Below are 18,831 nucleotides of genomic sequence, written 5' to 3'. Positions count from 1 at the left end.
CGGGTCAGCCGGCCCGCGGCGGCTCGCTCGCCTTGAACGACAGGCCCTGCCGGCGGAACGATCGGATCGCGGATTCGACCGCATCGAGCAGGCCGACCTTGGCCAGCCAGGCGTCGTCGTAGACCGTGTCCTCGTACTTGCTGGCGTCGTCCGGCATCAGCAACAGGGGGAACGCCGGAGCCGCCGGTCCGAACAGGTCGGTCACACATGCGGTCAGCACGCAGCCCGCCGACCCGCCGATGCCGATCATGGTGTCCTCCCGCAGCATCCGACACATCGCGATCGCGTCGCTGTCGCGGATCTGGTGGCGGCCGTCGACGGAACCCGCCTCGAGGAACGACGACCGGCGGCTGGCGCCGATCCCCGGGAGGAGACGGGCGGTCGCCGGCATCTCCGTGCGCGGACCCGGGCAGACCTCGCTCGCCAGCGAGTGGAACACGTCCACGGCGATCACCCGGATCGCTCTACCCGAGCCGCGGACGTGTCGGGCGATCCCGGCGGCGGTGCCACCGGTGGAGACCGCGACGTAGACGGCATCCAAATGCTGGCCGCCCTGCTCGATGATCTCCGGCGCCGTGCTCTCCTCGTGGATATCCGGATTTGCCGGGTTTTCGTACTGGTTCGGCCAGCGGTAGTCCGGTCGTGACCGGAGGATCCGCCGTACCGCGTCGAGCCGGGTGAGCAGGTATCCACCCTGACCGTCGTGCTCCTCGACGAGGTGCAGTTCGGCGCCGGCCTCGGTGAGCGCCCGCAGGGAGACGGCCGGGGTCTTCGGGTCGACGACCGCGATGAAGTGACAACCGATGTCGGCCAACAGCCCCGCCATCGCGATGCCCAGGTTGCCCGATGTGGACTCCACCACCACCGTGCCCGCCACCAGGGGGCGCTCCCGGTCGAGGGCACGCAGCAGGCCGAGGGCGGTCCGTTCCTTCACTGAGCCGGACGGATGTTGGCACTCGTGCTTGAGGAGTACCGTGTGATTGTCGCTGCCACGCGTCACGAGAAGCTCTGAGACCGGGGTCGGCGCGATCCTCCGATTCCTGTCCAGCATTGTCAAAGGATGCAAGGTCGCCTGGTGGCCGGGAAGAACCTGGCGAGTTGTCGCCAGGAACTCGCCGCGACCTTGATGCGTGGACCACGAGAAACAAGCATGTGCCCCATGGCGCATCAGGCTGGTCTTGATCCCGTCGCCCGGACGGCTGGACAACCCATCGCGATTATCGGTATGGCGGGTCGATTCCCCGGTGCCCGCTCCGTTGAGGAGTTTCGCGACAACCTTCTCGACGGCGTCGAGTCGATCTCCTTCTTCGACGACGAGGAGTTGCGGGCCGCCGGCGTGACCGACGCCGAGTTGGCCGACCCGGCGTACGTGCGGGCAGCTCCGGTCATCGGCGATGTCGACATGTTCGACGCCGCCCTGTTCGGGCTCAGCAGCCGCGAGGCCCAGCTGGTGGATCCCCAGTTCCGGGTGTTCCTTGAGACGTGCCACTCGGCGCTGGAGAACGGCGGCGTGGTCCCCGGTCAGGACAGCGACCGGATCGGTGTCTACGCCGGTTCGCGGCCCAACAACTACCTCGAGGACAACATCTACCGCAGCGCGCAGGCGATGCGCAGCGCCGGAAACCTGCTCGCCTCGATCAGCAACCACACGGACTACCTGGCCACCAGCGTGGCCTACCGGCTCGGCCTGACCGGCCCGGCGATCAGCATGGTGACCGCCTGCTCGACCTCCCTGGTGGCCGTCCACGTCGCGGTGCGGGCGCTGCGCGCCGGTGAGTGCGAGGTCGCTCTCGCCGGCGGCGTCGAGATCTGCCTGCCGGAGATCGGCGGGTACGCCTACAAGGAAGGCGGGATCTTCTCGCCGGACGGCCGGATCCGGCCGTTCGACTCCCAGGCCCAGGGCACCGTCTTCGGCAACGGATGCGGTGCCGTCCTGCTCAAGCCGCTGGCCGCCGCGCTGGCCGACGGCAACCCCGTGCACGCCGTCATCCGCGGCACGGCGATCAACAACGACGGCAGCGACAAGGGCGCCTTCTCGTCACCCAGCGCCTCCGGCCAGGTCGCGGTGGTCCGCGCCGCGTTGCGGGACGCCGACGTGCATCCCGCCACCATCGGCTACGTCGAGGCGCACGGCACGGGCACCCTCGTCGGCGACCCGATCGAGGTCGGCGCGCTCAGCACCGCGTGGCGTGAGCAGACCGACGAGGCCGGCTACTGCGCGATCGCGTCGGTCAAGGCCAATGTGGGTCACCTCGGGGCGGCGGCCGGCGTCGCCGGTCTCGTCAACGCGGTCTGCACCGTTCGGGACGGGGTGCTGGCCCCGGTTATCAACTTCGACGAGCCCAATCCGCGCATCGACTTCGTCAACGGCCCGTTCTACGTCAGCACCGAACTGCGCTCCTGGCCGGCGTCGGAGCGCCCCCGGCGGGCCGCGGTGAGCTCGTTCGGGATCGGTGGGACCAACGCCAACGTCATTATCGAACAGCCACCGGCCCGCGCGGCGTCCCGGCCCGGACGGCGTGCCGTCCAGCTCATCCCCGTCTCCGCCCACACGCCGGAGGCGCTCGACGCGCTCACCGACCGGCTGGCCGACTGGCTGTCCGGCACGGACGAAGAGCTCGCCGACCTCGCGTACACCCTAAGCACGGGCCGCCGAGCGCTGACGCTGCGCCGCTTCGTGGTGGCCGCTGAACCGGCGGAGGGCGCCGCCCGGCTGACCGTCGAACTGCCCGCCTTCCGGGCCACCGCGGCACGCGGCGCCACCTTCCTCTTCCCCGGTCAGGGGGCGCAGTACCCGGGGATGGCCAGGGAGCTGTACCACTCGGAGCCGGTGTTCCGCGCGGAGTACAACGCCTGCGCGGCGGCGCTGCGCGCCACCCACGACGTGGACCTGCTGCACCTGCTGCTCAAGGCGGACAGCGAGACGCAGAACCAGACGCGCAACACCCAGCCGCTGCTGTTCGCTATCGAGTACGCGCTGGGCAGGACGATGCAGAGCGTCGGCATCCAGCCGACCGCGATGCTCGGGCACAGCATCGGCGAGTACGTGGCCGCGACCCTGGCCGGGGTCTTCAGCCGGGACGACGCGGTGCGGCTCGTGGCGGAGCGGGGTGCGCTCATGCAGACGGCCGAGAGCGGCTCGATGCTCGTGGTGACCCTGCCCGAGGAGCTGCTCGTCCCGATGCTGGACGACACGCTGGACATCGCGGCCATCAACGCACCCGGCGTGTGCGTGGTTGCCGGCCTGACCGAGGACGTGGAACGGTTCGAGGACGAACTGATGCTGCACGGCGTCTCCAGCCGCCGGGTGCACACCTCGCACGCGTTCCACTCCCGGACGATGGACGGCATCCTCGACCGCTTCGAGGAGGCGGTACGGAAGACCACCCTGCGCCCGCCGACGATTCCCTTCGTGTCGAACCTGACCGGCACCTGGATCGCCGACGACGAGGCGACCGACCCGCGCTACTGGGCCCGGCACCTGCGCGGCTGCGTCCGGTTCGCCGCTGGCGTGGAGCTGCTGACCACCGACGGCAACCGGGCCTTCGTCGAGGTGGGACCCGGCCGGACGCTCACCGGCTACGTCACCGCCCAGGACCGCTCGGCGGTGGCGGTGGCGACACTGCGCCACCCGAAGCAGCAGCAGTCCGACGCGGAGACCCTGCTCGGCGCGGTCGGCCGGCTCTGGGCCGAGGGCGTGCCGGTGGACTGGGCCGGGTTCTGGTCGGACGAGCGGCGCAACCTGCTGGCCCTGCCCGAGTACCCCTACCAGCGTCAGCGCTACTGGATCGAACCTGACGAGGAAGAGCCGGCCGCCGTCGGCGGGACGGCCGTCGCGGCCGGACCGGTCGGTGCGTACACCTCACCGGTGTGGCTGGAGACCCCGGCACCGGACCCGGCCGCCGCGGAGGGGACCTGGCTCGTCCTCTCCCCGCCGGACGACACCGTCCTGCCCCGGGTGGCGGAGCGGGCCAGGGCCGCCGGCGCCAACGTGCTGCTGGCGACGACGGACGAGCAGGCCATGGCGCTCCTGGCCGACCTGCCCGCGGACCTGCCGACGCCGGTGACGCTGGTGCACGGGCTCTGCGTCGGGACCCGGCCCGAGGGCCTGACCGAGGCCACCGCCGCCGAGCACTGGCTCAGGAACGGCTTCCACAGCGTGCTGCGAATGCTCCAGGAGGCCGTTCGCCGGCTGCCGAGTACGCCCGTCGAGCTGGTCGTTGTGACGAGCCAGATGCAGGACGTCACCGGCGACGGCCTGGTCGAGCCGGCCAAGGCGGCGGTACTGGGCGTGGTGAAGCTCGCGCCGAAGGAGCTCGAATCAGTCACCAGCCGCAGCATCGACCTCGGCGGGACGTACCGCGAGGACCTGGCGGTGGCACAGCTCTTCGCGGAGATCGCCGGGAAGGGCCCGGAGCAGCAGGTCGCCTACCGTGGTCGCAAGCGCTGGGCCTGGTCGTACGCCGGGATATCGGTGACGGCGCCGGCGGGTGCCCCGCCGGCGCTCCGCCAGGGGGGTGTCTACCTCCTCACCGGCGGCCTGGGCGGGCTCGGCCTGATCCTCGCCCGTCAGCTCGTCGACCTGGTGTCGGCGAAGGTGGTGCTGCTCGGCCGCAGCGGGTTGCCCGACCGGGCGGAGTGGCCGGCCGTGCTGGCCGACACCCCGCAGGCGCCGGTCGCGCACCGTATCCGCGCGGTCCAGGAGATCGAGGAGTCAGGTGGGCAGGTTCTGACGCTGGCGGCGGACGTCACCGACGCCGACAGCATGCACGCGGTACGCGACCGGGTGCTCGACCACTTCGGGCCGGTCGACGGGGTGTTCCACCTGGCGGCCGTGGCCGGTGGCGGCATGCTCGAGACCCGGTCCCACGAGGACGCGCAGGCGGTGCTCGCGCCGAAGGTGCGCGGCACGTACCTGCTCGACGAGATCTTCCAGCCCGACCTGATGGTGCTGTACTCGTCGATCGCGGTGCTCTCCTCCGACTTCGGCCTCGGCGACTACGTCGGCGCCAACGCGGTGCTCGACGCCTTCGCGCAGGCACGGTGGGCGGAGGGCCGGCACACGGTCTCCATCAACTGGCCGCCGTTCGCCGAGGTGGGCATGGCGCAGGAGGTCGAGGCCCCGTCGGTCTTCGCCCAGATCGCCTGGGGGGAGCAGCCCGCCGCGGCGGACGCCCGTCCGGTGGCCCACCCGATGCTCTCCGCACGGACCAACGTCGACGACTCGCTCAGCACCTTCGACATCGACCTGTCCGCGACGAACTGGGTTCTCGACGAGCACCGGATGACCGGCATCCCGACGATGCCCGGCACGGGGATCATCGAGCTGGTGCGTGCCGCGTTCGCCGAGCTGACCGGCGAGCAGCACGGTGAGATCACCGACCTCATGCTCATCCAGCCGCTGGTCGCCCACCCCGGCCTGCGGTGCCAGCTCGATCTGCGCCGGCAGCCCGACGGGTTCGAGGTGGTGCTGCGCAGCCCCGACGGCAACCAGTACGCACAGGGCCGGGTCAGCCCGGGCGGCACCGTCGACCCCGCCAAGCACGACCTGGCGCAACTCCGGGCCGAGGCGACGGAGATCTCCGTCCCCGATCTCGCCAACTTCGAGGGCGTGCTCAAGTTCGGACCCCGCTGGTCCGGAATCCGGGGCCGCTGGTCCGCGCCGGGCATGGAGCTGGTGACCGTCGAGCTCGACGAGCAGTTCCGCTCCGACCTCGACGAGTACCACCTGCACCCGGCGGTCCTGGACTGCAGCATCGGGATCGGCCAGGTCATCCGGGGCGAAGGCTTCTACCTGCCGTTCAGCTACGGCCGCATCCGCGTCCACAGCGCGCTGCCCGGCCGGGTGCACGCCATCATCCGGCACCTCGACGACACCCTCGGCGAGACCGCCAGCACCGACGTGACGCTCGTCGACGACGACGGCAACGAGGTCCTGACGGTGGAGCGGTTCACCATCTTCCGGATGCCGGAGGATCTGCCCGAGCGGACCCAGGGGACGGCGGTCGCCGCACCGGCAGTCGCCGAGCCGCTGGACGAGGTCACCCCCGAGGCCGGGGCGGAGGCACTGCGGCTGATCCTCGGTGGCGCGGTGGGCCCGCAGGTCATCTGGTGCCCGGAGGGCCTCGACGTCCGGTTGCGGCGTACCTCGAAGGTCAACCGGGCGGCGGTCACCGAGCAGTTGACCGCCGGCGGTGCCTCCACGGGCACGGCACGGACCCTGTCCACGCCGTACGTGGAGCCGAGCACCGACCTCGAGCGGGCCCTGGCGCAACTCTGGTCGGACACGGTCGGCGTCGAGCAGATCGGGGCCGAGGACGACTTCTTCGACCTTGGCGGCAACTCGTTGTTCGCGGTCCAGCTGGTGTCCCGGATCCGGCAGCGCTTCTCGGTCGACGTCTCGGCCGCGCAGCTGTTCGACTCCCGCCACGTCCGGGGCCTGGGCCAGGTCATCGAGGCCGCCCTGGTGGCGAAGATCTCGGCGATGTCGGATGAGCAGGTCGCGCAGACGATGGGGCTGACCACCGATGCCGGCTGACCGGCCCGCCATCGGGGCCGTGGTGGGCGGCCAGGGCATGTCGGCGCAGCACATGTTCAGGCTCACCAGCGACGTGGAACAGCTGGGCATGGACTCGGTGTGGCTGCCGCAGATGCCCAATCAGCTTGAGGTCGGCACGCTGCTCGCCGGGCTGGCCGTCAGGACGGAACGACTGCGCCTGGGCACGGCGATCCTGCCGATGTACTCGCGCCCTCCGGTGGTCATGGCGCAGACCGCGGCGACCATCGACGAGATGTCCGGCGGGCGGGTGAACCTCGGGCTGGGACTGGGCCACCGGGGGATCGGCGACTGGATGGTCGGCGGCCGTTCCGTGCCGGCGCTCGCGGGGACCCGCGAGTATCTCGGCGTCGTCACGCAGCTGTGCCACGAGGGCGAGGTGAACGTCGACGGCGAATGGTACGGCGGGCACGCCTCGCTTCCGCCCGGGCGGCGTGACGACCTGCCCGTCCTGCTCGGCGCCTTCGGCCCGCGGATGCTCGAACTGGCCGCGGAGGTCGCCGACGGGGTGATCCTCTGGATGTGCACGCCGCAGTACGTCACCGACGTCGTGCTGCCCGCGTTACGTCGCGGCTGGGCGAAGCGGGGTGGGCGCCCGGACGGCTTCCGCGTGGTCGCGATGATGCACGCGGCGGTCAGCGACGAACCCGACCGCGACCGCGAACTGTTCGGCCGGCTCCTCGCGTCGTACCTGCGGGTGGCGACCTACCGCGCGCTGTTCCGCAACAGCGGGTTCGCCGACTGCGTCGAGACGGGCAGGGCCGACGCCGGGATGGTGTCGGCCCTGGCCGCGATCGGCCCCGAGGAGGCGGCCCGTGGTCTGGCCGCCTTCCGGCGGGCCGGCGTCGACGAGGTCGTGATCGCCCCGGCGGGCACCGCTCAGCGCGGCTACGAGACCTGCCTTCAGACGCTGCGCGCCACGTACGGGATCAGCGCCAGCGCATGATCCCCGATCATCTGCTTCCGTTGGGCGACGAGGAGTTCTCGGTCTGGCGTCGGTTCTGCCTGCGTAGCACCGGCATGCCGTTCGAGTGGGTCGCTGACCCGGAGATCGTCCGGCAACCGTCGTTCCTGGAGGCGCTGACCTGGCAGCACCTCGAGGTCGCCGAGCTGACCCGGCGTCGGGTCACCGACGGCAGGCCGATGAAGCGGGATCTGTTGAGGACGCTGGCGAGCTACCGGTCGCGGTACTGCGCGAAGAACGACTCGATCGGGTTCTTCGGACCGACGGCCTGGGGCCGCTGGACCGACGGTGACACGGTCGTTCCCGAGCAGGGGTCGGTCACCCGGGGGCAGGTGTTCTTCGAGATGTGGGCCGTCCAAGCGGTGGGCCGGGCGCTCGCGGAGCGCTACGACCTGCATGACTGGACGGTCCCGCAGGTGGCCTCGGCCGTGGCACCGGGGCCGGGCGGCGTCCACCTGGGCGACGGGTCGTTCCTGTCCCTGTCGGAGTTGGGCCAACGGGTCCTCGGGGCGGTCGACGGCTTCCGGACCGTGGCGGATGTGGCGGCTGTCCTGGACGACGGGACCACCGACGCCGCGCGGGTCGTCACCGAGATCCGTAAGTTGCAGGCGATGGGGGTGCTGACCCGTGGGTTCTTCATTCCGCAGGCCCAGCATCCCGAGCGCCGGCTGGCCATGCAGTTGGCCCGGGTGGCCGATCCCGCGCGCCGGCAGGCGACACAGGACGAACTGACGTCGCTGGTACGGGCCCGGGACCGGGTCGCGGCCGCGGTGGGCGACCCGGCCGCGGTGGCCTCCGCGCTGGAGGCGCTGCACGAACGGTTCACCACCGTCGCCCTGGAGTCGTCGCGGCGGCACGACGGCAGGTACTACGCCGGACGGACGGTCGTCTACGAGGAGTGTCGCGCCGACACCGTCCCGGAACTCGGGGCGGAGCTGCGGGCTGACGTGGCACCGGCCCTCGGCCTCCTGTTGCAGAGCGCGCGGTGGTTCTCGGTCGAGATCGCCCGGGGATACCGGTCGTTGGTCGGCGAGCTGCTCGCGCAGGAGCCCGACCAGTCGGCCGACGGCTACCCCCTGCCCAGGTTGCTCGCCCAGCTCGCACCGACCTTCCAGGACAGTACGACCGGACCGACCGGCGCCGCAGCGCGTGAACTGCGCCGACGCTGGACGGAGATCCTGGCCCCCCATCCGATGGCCGGGCCGGTGACCTATTCGTCGCAGGAACTGCGGGACAAGGTCCTGACGGCCTTCCCCGCCACGGCACCGGGCTGGCCGACGGCACGGTGGCACAGTCCGGATCTCATGCTCGCGGCGGCCAGCCCGGAGGACCTGCGCGACGGCCGGTGGTTGGCCGTGCTCGGCGAGGTCCATCCCACGATCAACTCGCTCGACCAGTTGTGCTTCTCGTGGTCGCACCCCGACCAGGCGGGGCTGCGCCGGGACATCGACAGCGACATGCCGAAGCGGATCGTCCCGCTCTACTCGATGACCGACGGCCTGGTGAACTCCCGTACCGGGCCGCCCGAGGCGTACCACTCGCCCGGCTACACCTACCTGGGGGTCTCTTCCGAGCAGTCGTACGCGCCACCGCGGGCGAACGTGGTGGCGGCGGGCGTGCTGCGGGTGCACCGGGAGGGTGGCCGGCTGGTGGTCCGCTCCGTGGTGGACGACTTCGAGGCCGATCTCATCGAGGTGCTGGACGACTACCTCGCCCTGGCCGCGTTCAACCGGTTCGGGCTGCTGGCCCCGTCCCCGTACCAGCCTCGGATCCAGATCGACCGGGTCGTCGTGTCGCGGGAGCGGTGGCAGCTCCCGTTCACCGGGTTCGCCGAGTTCGCGCAGGCCCGGTTGGCGACGGTGGCGTCGCACGTGCGGCAGGTCGCGGCGGACCGGGGGCTGCCCGACGTCGCGTTCTGGGTCGTCGCGGGTGAGGCCAAGCCGATCTACGTCGACCTGCGCGACGACACCCTGATCGACACGCTCTGGGCGAAGCTGCGCCGTGGCCGGCAACGTGATCCCGGTGGCAGCGTCTCGGTCACCGAGATGCTGCCGGGACCCGACCAGTTGTGGCTGCGCGATTCGCAGGGCCGCCGCTACACGGCGGAGTTCAGGCTGACCTGCGTCGACAGTCAGCAGTACCGAGGCGAGAACGGAGAGTGAGCAGGTTGTTCGACGACGACGGGCGCACCTATCAGGTGGTCATGAACGACGAGGAACAGTATTCGATCTGGCCCGACGACCGCCCGATCCCGGCCGGGTGGACGGCGTCCGGCCCCTCCGGCCCCCGGCAGGAGTGCCTCGACCACATCGCCACGGTCTGGACCGACATGCGGCCCCGCAGCCTGCGCCTGCTGATGGAGGCCGACTCGGCATGACCGTCCGCCCCCAGTCCACCATCGTCCGGATCGGTGCGGTGACCGACCCGCGAGTCCGGCTGCTGTGTTTCCCGCAGGCCGGCGGCGGTACGGCGACCTTCCGGCCGCTCAGCGCCGTCTTCCCGCCGAGCGTCGACCTCTGCGCCCTGCGACTGCCGGGCCGGGAATCCCGCCGACGGGAGACCCCGCTCACGGACATGCACGAGACCGTCGCGGAGGTGATCAAGACTCTGGACGAGTGGGACGACGTGCCGCTGGCCTTGCTGGGCTACTGCTCGGGGTCGTTCGTCGCCTACCAGGTGGCGCGCGAGCTGACCCAGGCGGGCCGCCCGCCCGTCCGGCTCATCGTGCTGGCCTCGCCCGGGCCGAGGGTGGTCGCCCCGGAACGTCGCATACACACGCTGGCCGAGCCGGACCTCATTACCTACCTGCGGGACTCCCGCATCACCCCCGAGTCGGTGCTGTCGGACCGGAACCTCTTCGGCATGTTCGAACCGGCCATCCGCGCCGACTTCGCCGTCTACGAGAACTGGGACTACCAGCCCGGTGCGCCACTCGGGATGCCGGTCACGGTCGTCGGCGCCCGGGAGGACGCGTCGGTGGACTTCGCGGACCTCGCGATGTGGCAGGACCACACGAGCAAGGACTTCACCCTGCGGATCATGCCGGGCGGGCACGACTTCCTCGGGTCGGCCTCGGCGCGACTCGGCGAACTGTTGCTGGCCGAGCTCGACCTCTGACATCCACGAAGGACGAGAGGAACGCACATGGCCGAGATGGCCATCCAGGTACGTGACCTGGTCAAGAGCTACCCGCGGGGCGTCCGGGCCCTCGACGGGCTGAGCTTCGTGGTGCCCGAGGGCACCCTGTTCGGGTTGCTGGGGCCCAACGGGGCCGGCAAGTCCACCGCTGTGCGGATCCTCTCGACGCTGGCCCGCGCGGACTCGGGGCAGGCACTCGTCGCCGGGTACGACGTCGTTCGGCAGGCGACCGAGGTGCGTAGGCGGATCGGGCTCGTCGGACAGCGCCTCAGCGCCGTACCGACCGCCACCGTGCGCGAGAACGTGCTTCTCCAGGGGCGGATGTTCGGACTCAAGGGCCGGGCGTTGGCGACCCGCACCGACGAGGTGCTCTCGATGCTGGCGCTCTCGGACGTCGCAGGCCGGCAGGCGGGTTTCTGCTCCGGTGGCATGAAGCGTCGGGTCGACATCGCCATGGGGATCGTGCACCGCCCCCGGGTCCTCTATCTCGACGAGCCGACGACCGGCCTCGACCCCGACATCCGCGTGCAGCTCTGGGCCGACCTCACCGCGCTGGTCCGGCAGGAGGGGATCACCATCCTGCTGACCACCCACTACCTCGAAGAGGCCGACGCGTTGGCGAACGACGTGGCCATCATCGACCGCGGCAAGATCGTGACGACGGGCAGTCCGGAGACGCTGAAGCAGAAGCTGCGGGGGGACACCCTGCAGGTCGAGTTCGAGTCCGACCAGTCCGAGGAAGCGATCCGCGGCGCGCTGGCAGGGCTCGACGGTCTCGACGAGATCCGCGTCGACGGGCGCCGGCTGCATGCACGGGCGCCAAGCGGCGGGGCGGCGGTGCCGGTCGTCCTCGCGCGGCTCGGCCAGGAAGCCATGGCGGTACGGTCGGTGAGCGTGTCCCAGCCGACCCTGGATGACGTGTACCTGGCGTACACGGGACGCAGATTCGCCACCCAGGTGGATCCCGGGGCGACCGCCGGAGGGCAGGCATCGTGAGTGAGCTCGTCGGGCAGTCCGCCTACATCGCGCGTCGGCACATCCTGCACACGTTTCGTCAACCGTGGCTCATCGCGATCAACCTCGTCCAGCCGTTCCTGTGGTTGCTGCTGTTCAGCGGGACCTTCCGCCGTATCGCCGACATTCCCGGATTCGGGTCGGACAACTACGCCCAGTTCTTCCTGCCGGGGCTCATCGTGATGACGGTCCTGCTCGCGAGTGGCTGGAACGGCTTGTCCCTGCTGGCGGACATGGAGCGGGGCACCCTTGACCGGCTGCTGGCGTCCCCGGTGCGCCCGATCGCCCTGATCATCGGTCCGCTGGTGCAGCAGGTGGTCAACGCGGTGATCCCGACGGCCATCCTGCTCGTGGTGGGCTACGGGCTCGGGGTGAGATTCCACGGGGGCGTGCTCGGAGTTGTCGTCATGATCCTCGCGCTCGCGGGGGTCGCCTGCGCGCTCGCCGCACTGTCGAGCACCGTCGCGCTGATCGTGGGGCGGGAGGAGTCCCTGATCGCGATGGTCAACTTCATTGTGATGCCCCTGACGTTCCTCTCCAGCGCCTTCATGCCCAAGGACCTGGTGCCGGGCTGGGTCGCCGCGGCGATCGCCGCGAACCCGGTCAACTGGGCGGTGGAGCTGTGTCGCGACTCGTTCAACGACAGCCTGGAGCTGGGGAAGGTGCTGACGGGCCTGGGCCTGCTGGCGGGGTTGGCGGCGGTGGCCATGGCGACGACCGGCGTGGCGTTGGCCCGCCATCGTCGGCGTTCCTGAGCGGTGCCGGTACCCGGTCGTGGCGCGCATGCCTGAGAAGGGCTCGCGTCGGCGACGGGTGGCGAGGCGGGGTAGCCGACCGCGACGGCGGCAGCATCTCCACGCCGATGCTATGAGACTTCGCCGACCCGTGTGTCGGTCTGCCCAGCACCACCGGGTCTGCTCGTTGACGCGCGTCGCCATCACCCGGCTCGGGCCCGGAACTCCTCGCGCAGTTCGTGGGAGCGCTTTCGATCGGCGAATACCGCGCCACGGTACCCCTAATTGACGCCTCATACCTATCGAAAACCCTTACTAGCCACCCCTTGTCTGTTTCGTCCGGAAGCTGGCTGTGGTGTCGGGCGGGGTCCAAAACGGGATGATCGGAATCGGACGGCAGTGAAGCGTTTGTTCCGCCAGTGCGAGAGTAGCCCCATTTGTCGCTGGCTAATCCCCACCTTGGGTAACCCGGCGACTGCGTGAAGTGCAGGTCTTTTGCTGTTTCGTGATAATCGCCACTGAGCGTCCTTCTGGCAGAATGAGCGTCGCGTTGGGTGGTCGGCTTCAGCGTCGAAGTCCGCCCTTGCCTCGTGGTAACTGCTGGATAAGGAAGATGGGATGACGAAGAGTAAGTTCGGCGGAGCGGTTCGTGACCGGGCTGGCAGTGAAGCTTTTCCTCTGAAGCCGATTCCGCCCCACCTGGATGTAATCGTCGCGGCCTTACTCAGTGGGGCAACTGACGTCGCCGCTAGCCACCAGTTGAATTGTTCGCCTAGGACTTTCAGTCGGCGAGTCGGCGAACTGTTGGAGTATCTCGGGGTCCAGACCAGGTTTCAGGCCGGGGTCAAGTTGGCTATGCCGCAAAGTGGCCCGCTAAATTATTGGGGTGCCGCAGGGGATTCGGGGATTCCGCCGTCCTTGCCCTAATGCTCCAGCCGTAGTTGCCCGATCTTAGGTTTCAGCAGCTACCGGCTTGATCGACGTTTGAGTCATGTCAGCCGTGCAGTCGCGACGTCGACGCTATTTGAGATTTATGTGTCGGTACCAGGCGTCGTATCGGCGGACCTGGTAGTGGTCGAGACCGACCTCAGTCTTCGCGGTCTGGAAGCACTCCTCGATCGCCCGACGGGTCCCGGCGACCCGGGTTAGGTCCTCGTCGAGCGTCTCGGCGGGGCCGAAGCACAGGTAGTAGGCCAGGTCAGCGGGGTTGGTGATGCTGCGGCGGATCAGCAGCCAGTGGTCGTGTCCGTCGACGGTGCCGGGCAGGGATGCCACGGCCCAGTCGTAGAGCCGTGGGTCCCTTGGCGCCCTCGCCGCAGCTGCGGCGCTTCCATGCCAGGGTCGGCGCGGCGGCGGCGAGAACGTCCGGGTGGGAACTGCCCCTCACGGTCGGGATCCGCTGGTCGCGGGGCACTGCGAGGACGTAGCCGACGCGCTGTCGCTGCAGCCGCGCCCGGAACTTGGAGTCCTGCCCGTATGCCTCGTCCGCGGTGACCCACCGCGCGGGCAGTCCCGCCTCGATGGCACGTTGAAGCATCCGCAGGCCCAGCACGGGTTTCGTGGCGAATCCGACGCTGCGAGCGATGCCGGATTCCTCACGGCGAGCAGCGTCGTCGCACCAGCCGCGGGGCAGATACAACTCCCGGTCGACGGCAAGGCATCCCAGACCAACGAGTACGACGCGGCCTCCGACCTGACGCACCCGGCGGTCGCGATGACCGACTCGACGGTCGGCAGGTTCGAAGCGGAGTACGACGCTGACGGGCAATTCGTGCGGGAGGAGTGGCCCAACGGGGTGCTTGTCACGGCCCAGGTGAACGAGGCGGGGACGACCGTCGGGCTCACCTACGACAAGCCCGGCTGCGGAAGCGCGAACTGCGTCCTCTACGCGGATTCGGTGCTGCCGTCGGCGCACGGGCAGTGGCGGGAACGCCAGTCGACGATCTCCGGTCAGCGGTTGGCACATGACGACGCGGGGCGGCTGCTCTCGGTGCGGGACACGGTCGGGTCGCAGTGCGAGACGCGGACGTACGCGTACGACGGGAGCACGAACCGTACCGGGGTTTCGGCCTACGCACCGGCGGCCGGCGGGGCATGCCAGGAAACCGTCGTATCGGCGAGCCGAGAGTGGGAGTTCGACACTGCCGACCGCGCGAGTGGGGGCTACAGCCACGACACACTCGGCCGGGCGGTGACGGTGCCCTCGGTTGACTCGCCGACCGTCGCTGAGGGGAACATCAGCCTGAGCTATTACTCCAGCGACCTCGTCAGGTCGATCAGCAACGCGTCCGGCCAGACCGAGTACACGGTCGACGTGATGGGTGACCGTGTGCGGTCCTGGACCACGACGGGCTCGGGCGGCAGCGGCAGCGGCACCCACCACTACGCCTGTGACGGCGACAGCCCTGTCTGGACGGCCGAGGGGGCGGGGCGGTGGACGCGGACCGTCACCGGCCTGGCGGGCACGGCGGGGATCTGGGACAGCGTGAGCGGAGGCACCTGGAAGCTGGCCAACCTGCACGGGGACTTCGTCGCGACAATCCCCGAGGGGCAGTCCACACCGTCGGCGACCCACGAGGCGACCGAGTTCGGAATGACCCGCTCCGGAACCACGGCCGATCAGCGGTACGGCTACCTCGGCGCGTACCAGCGGGCGACGGATCCGACAGCGGGCCTCACCCTGATGGGGGTGCGCCTCTACAACCCGGTGAGCGGTCGTTTCCTCCAGGTGGATCCGCTCGTGGGTGGCTCGGCGAATCCCTACGAGTACGCCGGTGGCGATCCCTTCATCAACCTCGACACGGACGGTCGCGCCTGGAAGTGCGAGATCCAGTGCAACCTTGAGGGCATGGGTGGTAAGAGCGTGTCTCAGGTGGCAGTCGGCTGACCTTGGTGGTAGATCTCTTCTACTGTGGACGACCGGTTGATCTCAGAGCGGGTGCCTGACGAGTTGTGGAGCCTGGCCGCCCCGCTGATCCCGCCACCGCCTCGACGCCCGCAGGGCGGCGGCACCCCACCGATCGAGGCACGGGCGGTGTTCGCCGCGATCGTGTACGTGTTGACCACTGGCTGTGCCTGGCGGCACCTGCCACCCGGGTTCGGAGTCTCCAAGGCCACCGCGCACCGCCGGTTCGTCGCCTGGACCCGGGCCGGGCTGTGGCGCAGGCTGCACGTCGCCGCCCTGGACCAACTCGGCACGAAGGGGTTGATCGACTGGTCCCGGGCCACCGCCGACGCGGCGTCGGTGCGGGCGAAAAGGGGGGCGACCTGACCGGACCGAGCCCGGTCGACCGAGGCAAGCCCGGCAGCAAGATCCACGCCCTGTCCGACCGCAACGGGCTGCCTCTGTCCGTCGGCGTGTCCGCCGCGAACACCCACGACAGCCGCTGCCTGGAATCCCTCATCCAGGCCATCCCCGCCGTCCGCTCCCGACGCGGACCCCGCCGCCGGCGCCCCGACAAGCTGCACGCCGACAAGGGCTACGACTACCCCCACCTACGCCGCATGCTCCGTGCCCGCGGCATCCGACCCCGCATCGCCCGCCGCGGCATCGAATCCTCACACCGGCTCGGGCGGCATCGATGGGTGATCGAGAGAACCTTCGCCTGGTTCACCGGCTACCGCCGGCTGACCATCCGCTACGAACGCTCAGCCAGCCTCTACTGCGCGTTCGTCACCCTCGCCGCCGCTCTCACCTGCCACAAGCGCTACCTCAAACTCACCACCTGAGACACGCTCTAAGTACCCCTGGTGCAATGGGAAGCGCGTCTACGGGTACGGCGAGGGTAAGACGCAGTCCGAGGCAGTCGAAAACGGGAAGCATGATGCGGCGAGCAAAACCCCGAAAGGCTGTTACCCGCGCCACTGCAAGGCGACGAAGTGCTCGAAGAACAAGTTTATGCAATGGATCAGGGGCATCAGCCGCGGGGCTATCTACAGCAAGAACGGGGCCGCCTGGCAGATGAAGCTGAACTACTACAGCGGCGGCGTCGTTATTGCCGCGAGATCGTGGCGGGTGAGACCAGCGGTCTGGACACGAATCTGGGTCGCCAACCGCAGACCTCGGTCGTGGAAGAAGACCGGGTGCCGCCGGCGTGGCTGATCACCGGCGATCTGAGCCACCCCCGCTTTCATGGAGCTTCTTGACCATGGTCTGATGGCCGTGGGGGAGGAAGTCGTCCGTGGCAGCACCGAAGAAGTACCCCGATGAGCTACGTCAGCGCGCTGTGCGTTTGTACCGCGAGTCGGACCCGAAGCCGGTGATCCGGCGCCTGGCCGAGCAGCTCGGCGTGCATCACGAGGCGCTCAGGAACTGGATCCGGCAGGCCGAGGCCGACGCCGACGAGCGTCACGACCGGCCGACCAGCGAGATGGCCGAGGAGAACCGCCGGCTGCGCCGGGAGGTCGTCGAGCTGCGTCGGGCGAACGAGATCCTGAAGGCGGCGAGCGCGTATTTCGCGGCGGAGCTCGACCCGACCCGGCGACGGTCATGAGGTTCATCCACGAACATCGTGACCAGTTCGCGGTCGCGCTCCTGCTACGGGTCCTGAACATCGGCGCCTCGACCTACTACGCGTGGGTGAAGCAGGCCGAGCAGCCCTGCGACCGCGACGTGGTCGACCTGGGGCTGATCTCCAACATCCACGAGATCTGGGAGACATCGGGGCGCACCTACGGCGCGGACCGGGTGCATCGGCAGCTGCGCCGTGACGGCATCCATGTGGGCCGCAAACGCGTCGAGCGGTTGATGACGCAGCAGGGCTGGCAGGGGGCGTTCCTGCGTCGAGGCTGGCGCGGCGGCTCCACCCGGCAGGACCCGCGGCACATCCCGGCGCCGGATCTGGTCAACCGGCAGTTCACCGCAGCGGGGCCGAACCGCCTGTGGGTCGCCGACGCCACCCGCATACCGTGCGGCGAAGGGGTGTTCTGGCTCGCCGCGGTCCGGGATGTGTTCTCCCGCCGGATCGTGGGGTGGAAGACCTCCGACCGCTGCGACACCGACCTGATCCTCGCCGCCCTCGAATACGGCATCTGGTCGCGCGACGTCCGCGACGGCCAGTTGATCCACCACTCGGACAGGGGATCGAACTACACGTCGTTCCGCTTCTCAGAACGCTTACAGGACAACGGGATCCTGCCCTCCATGGGCTCCGTCGGCGACTCATACGACAACGCGCTGATGGAGAACTTCTGGTCAACGTTGAAGATCGAACTCGTCTACCGCACCTCGTGGCGGACCCGCGACGAGGCCGAGAACGCGATCTTCGCCTACATCGACGGCTGGTACAACACCCGCCGCATCCAACGCGAGCTGGGCTACCTCAGCCCGAACGAGTACGAGACCGCCTGGCACAGCCGCCAGACGCAACCAGCTGAGCCGCCTATCGCCATCCCGGCACCAGCCGGGAGCAGGTAACCACCGCTCCATCAAAGCGGGGGGAACTCAATCATCCGTGCGCGCCAGCCGGCCAGAACACCGGGGTCGGCGGGATAAGCCAGACCATCATGCTCGTTGGCTTGCAGGACCGCCGCAACCTGACTGCACCCCTGCGCGTTCAGCGCATCCCGGATGGCTGTTAGGACCATCGCTGGCTGCAGCTTCACGGCTAGGTCATGTGCTTCGAGGAGTGCGGCCTGCCCGTCGGCCAGGACATCTACGCATGGGCGGAGCAGCCACGGGCGCTGCGGAGCGCCACGGCCTTCGCAGCGTACGTCCACGCCGATTCGCGCGTCGCCGGATCCGCGGGGGTGCCGGCGCCATGCCATGAACATGGGGTTGCCGCCGCTGGTGCGTGAGGCGCGGGCCCCGCTGGCATCGTGGGCGCGGCGCAGGTCGGCGTTGACGGCCATGGCGGTTCGCCGGCTTACGAGGTCTGGGACGTACCAGCCGGTGGCTTGCCCGATGAGGCCGTCGGCCTCGGCGTCCCAGGTACGTAGAACGGAGGCTATCTCGCGTGCCAGCCACGCGGCATGGGCGTCATCGCAGGACTGCCAGGCGTCGAAGAGGGCGGTCAGACTCAAGGGCTGCCACGGTGCCGGCGGGGTTGCTTCGTCGCCGTGGAGGGTGCAGTAGAACCGTCGTGGGGCGGTTGGCTCGACGTTCTCGGCCCATACGTTGTACCGGTCGAGTTGGTCGCCGTGAACGTCGGATGCGCCCTTCATCTCCAGCACGGCGACCGGCTTTCCGCTGTCCTGCCGCCGTAGGACCAGGTCAAGGCGGCCTTTTCCCTTGCCGGCTTGGACCTCGCGCTGACAGGTGTAGGGCCCACCGTGCAGGTTCAGTAGGCGCAGCAGGGGCCGCGGGTCTATTTCGAAGAGGAAGGCAAGCAGGTCGCTGGCAGTGTTCTCGTGTGCGACCAGACGTCCGAGGGCATTTCGACGGCGCTCGCTGGTCTCCGCCTCGTCAAACTGTTTCATCTGCAACC

At 69.6% G+C, this 18,831-nt stretch carries 16 protein-coding genes; 12 read left to right on the top strand and 4 right to left on the bottom strand.

Going from position 1 to position 18,831, the window contains the following annotated elements; genetic code table 11:
- Positions 1 to 4: 4 nt before the first annotated feature.
- Complete coding sequence (locus tag CLT72_RS10360) at positions 5 to 1,207, bottom strand: cysteine synthase family protein (protein WP_158242011.1); 1,203 nt, start codon at positions 1,205 to 1,207, stop codon at positions 5 to 7.
- An 18-nt stretch (positions 1,208 to 1,225) separates the two neighbouring features.
- On the opposite strand from CLT72_RS10360, the gene CLT72_RS10355 reads away from it, so the two are divergent.
- The 7 genes from CLT72_RS10355 to CLT72_RS10325 are packed head-to-tail and all read left to right on the top strand — an operon-like array spanning position 1,226 to position 12,427.
- Positions 1,226 to 6,538: a type I polyketide synthase gene (locus tag CLT72_RS10355; RefSeq protein ID WP_158242010.1), complete on the top strand. Its 5,313-nt coding sequence runs from the start codon at positions 1,226 to 1,228 to the stop codon at positions 6,536 to 6,538.
- Positions 6,528 to 7,502 (top strand): LLM class flavin-dependent oxidoreductase, encoded by a 975-nt coding sequence (locus tag CLT72_RS10350; protein ID WP_101411175.1) that lies wholly within the window; start codon positions 6,528 to 6,530, stop codon positions 7,500 to 7,502. The genes CLT72_RS10355 and CLT72_RS10350 overlap by 11 nt, the downstream gene beginning before the upstream one ends.
- Positions 7,499 to 9,682 (top strand): lantibiotic dehydratase, encoded by a 2,184-nt coding sequence (locus tag CLT72_RS10345; protein ID WP_101411174.1) that lies wholly within the window; start codon positions 7,499 to 7,501, stop codon positions 9,680 to 9,682. Before CLT72_RS10350 ends, CLT72_RS10345 begins: the two co-directional genes overlap by 4 nt.
- 5 nt (positions 9,683 to 9,687) lie before the next feature.
- A complete protein-coding gene (locus CLT72_RS10340; RefSeq protein WP_101415078.1) occupies positions 9,688 to 9,897 on the top strand; it encodes an MbtH family protein in 210 nt (69 codons plus the stop codon).
- The gene (locus CLT72_RS10335; protein ID WP_101411172.1) at positions 9,894 to 10,637 is read left to right on the top strand and encodes a thioesterase domain-containing protein; all 744 of its coding nucleotides are present in this window, start codon (positions 9,894 to 9,896) and stop codon (positions 10,635 to 10,637) included. The genes CLT72_RS10340 and CLT72_RS10335 overlap by 4 nt, the downstream gene beginning before the upstream one ends.
- A 27-nt stretch (positions 10,638 to 10,664) precedes the next feature.
- On the top strand, positions 10,665 to 11,654 hold the full coding sequence (locus tag CLT72_RS10330; RefSeq protein ID WP_101411170.1) for an ATP-binding cassette domain-containing protein: 990 nt from the start codon (positions 10,665 to 10,667) through the stop codon (positions 11,652 to 11,654).
- Positions 11,651 to 12,427 carry an ABC transporter permease gene (locus CLT72_RS10325; RefSeq protein WP_158242009.1) on the top strand — a complete coding sequence of 259 codons (777 nt, stop codon included), beginning with the start codon at positions 11,651 to 11,653 and terminating at the stop codon, positions 12,425 to 12,427. Before CLT72_RS10330 ends, CLT72_RS10325 begins: the two co-directional genes overlap by 4 nt.
- A 999-nt stretch (positions 12,428 to 13,426) precedes the next feature.
- Here CLT72_RS10325 and CLT72_RS32230 read toward each other — a convergent pair.
- Together CLT72_RS32230 and CLT72_RS10320 are read right to left on the bottom strand one after the other, a co-directional pair.
- A complete protein-coding gene (locus CLT72_RS32230) occupies positions 13,427 to 13,681 on the bottom strand; it encodes a hypothetical protein (protein ID WP_199184822.1) in 255 nt (84 codons plus the stop codon).
- The gene (locus CLT72_RS10320; RefSeq protein ID WP_486484216.1) at positions 13,605 to 14,045 is read right to left on the bottom strand and encodes a transposase; all 441 of its coding nucleotides are present in this window, start codon (positions 14,043 to 14,045) and stop codon (positions 13,605 to 13,607) included. Before CLT72_RS10320 ends, CLT72_RS32230 begins: the two co-directional genes overlap by 77 nt.
- Here CLT72_RS10320 and CLT72_RS10315 point away from each other — a divergent pair.
- From CLT72_RS10315 to CLT72_RS10300, 5 genes are all read left to right on the top strand, one after another.
- A complete protein-coding gene (locus tag CLT72_RS10315) occupies positions 13,935 to 15,293 on the top strand; it encodes an RHS repeat-associated core domain-containing protein (protein ID WP_486484215.1) in 1,359 nt (452 codons plus the stop codon). The genes CLT72_RS10320 and CLT72_RS10315 overlap by 111 nt on opposite strands.
- 36 nt (positions 15,294 to 15,329) lie before the next feature.
- Positions 15,330 to 16,135 (top strand): IS5 family transposase gene (locus tag CLT72_RS10310; RefSeq protein ID WP_486484214.1). Its coding sequence is split into 2 segments (ribosomal slippage): positions 15,330 to 15,665 and positions 15,668 to 16,135, totalling 804 coding nucleotides; the frame shifts between segments, so codons are not numbered across the junction.
- A gap of 150 nt (positions 16,136 to 16,285) precedes the next feature.
- Positions 16,286 to 16,552, top strand: coding sequence for a hypothetical protein (locus tag CLT72_RS31520; protein WP_144082229.1), 267 nt, complete (start codon positions 16,286 to 16,288; stop codon positions 16,550 to 16,552).
- 35 nt (positions 16,553 to 16,587) lie between these two features.
- Entirely contained in the window at positions 16,588 to 16,899 is a 312-nt protein-coding gene (locus CLT72_RS10305) for a transposase (RefSeq protein WP_101411064.1), read from the top strand.
- The gene (locus CLT72_RS10300; RefSeq protein ID WP_101411066.1) at positions 16,896 to 17,822 is read left to right on the top strand and encodes an IS3 family transposase; all 927 of its coding nucleotides are present in this window, start codon (positions 16,896 to 16,898) and stop codon (positions 17,820 to 17,822) included. Before CLT72_RS10305 ends, CLT72_RS10300 begins: the two co-directional genes overlap by 4 nt.
- 11 nt (positions 17,823 to 17,833) lie before the next feature.
- Here the strand turns inward: CLT72_RS10300 and CLT72_RS10295 are convergent, their stop codons facing one another.
- Complete coding sequence (locus CLT72_RS10295; RefSeq protein ID WP_101411164.1) at positions 17,834 to 18,823, bottom strand: hypothetical protein; 990 nt, start codon at positions 18,821 to 18,823, stop codon at positions 17,834 to 17,836.
- Positions 18,824 to 18,831 lie beyond the last annotated feature (8 nt).

It is taken from the genome of Micromonospora sp. CNZ309 (genome assembly GCF_002846525.1).
Note: the sequence above shows the minus strand (reverse complement) of the source record. Positions and strands in the feature narration are given on the sequence as shown.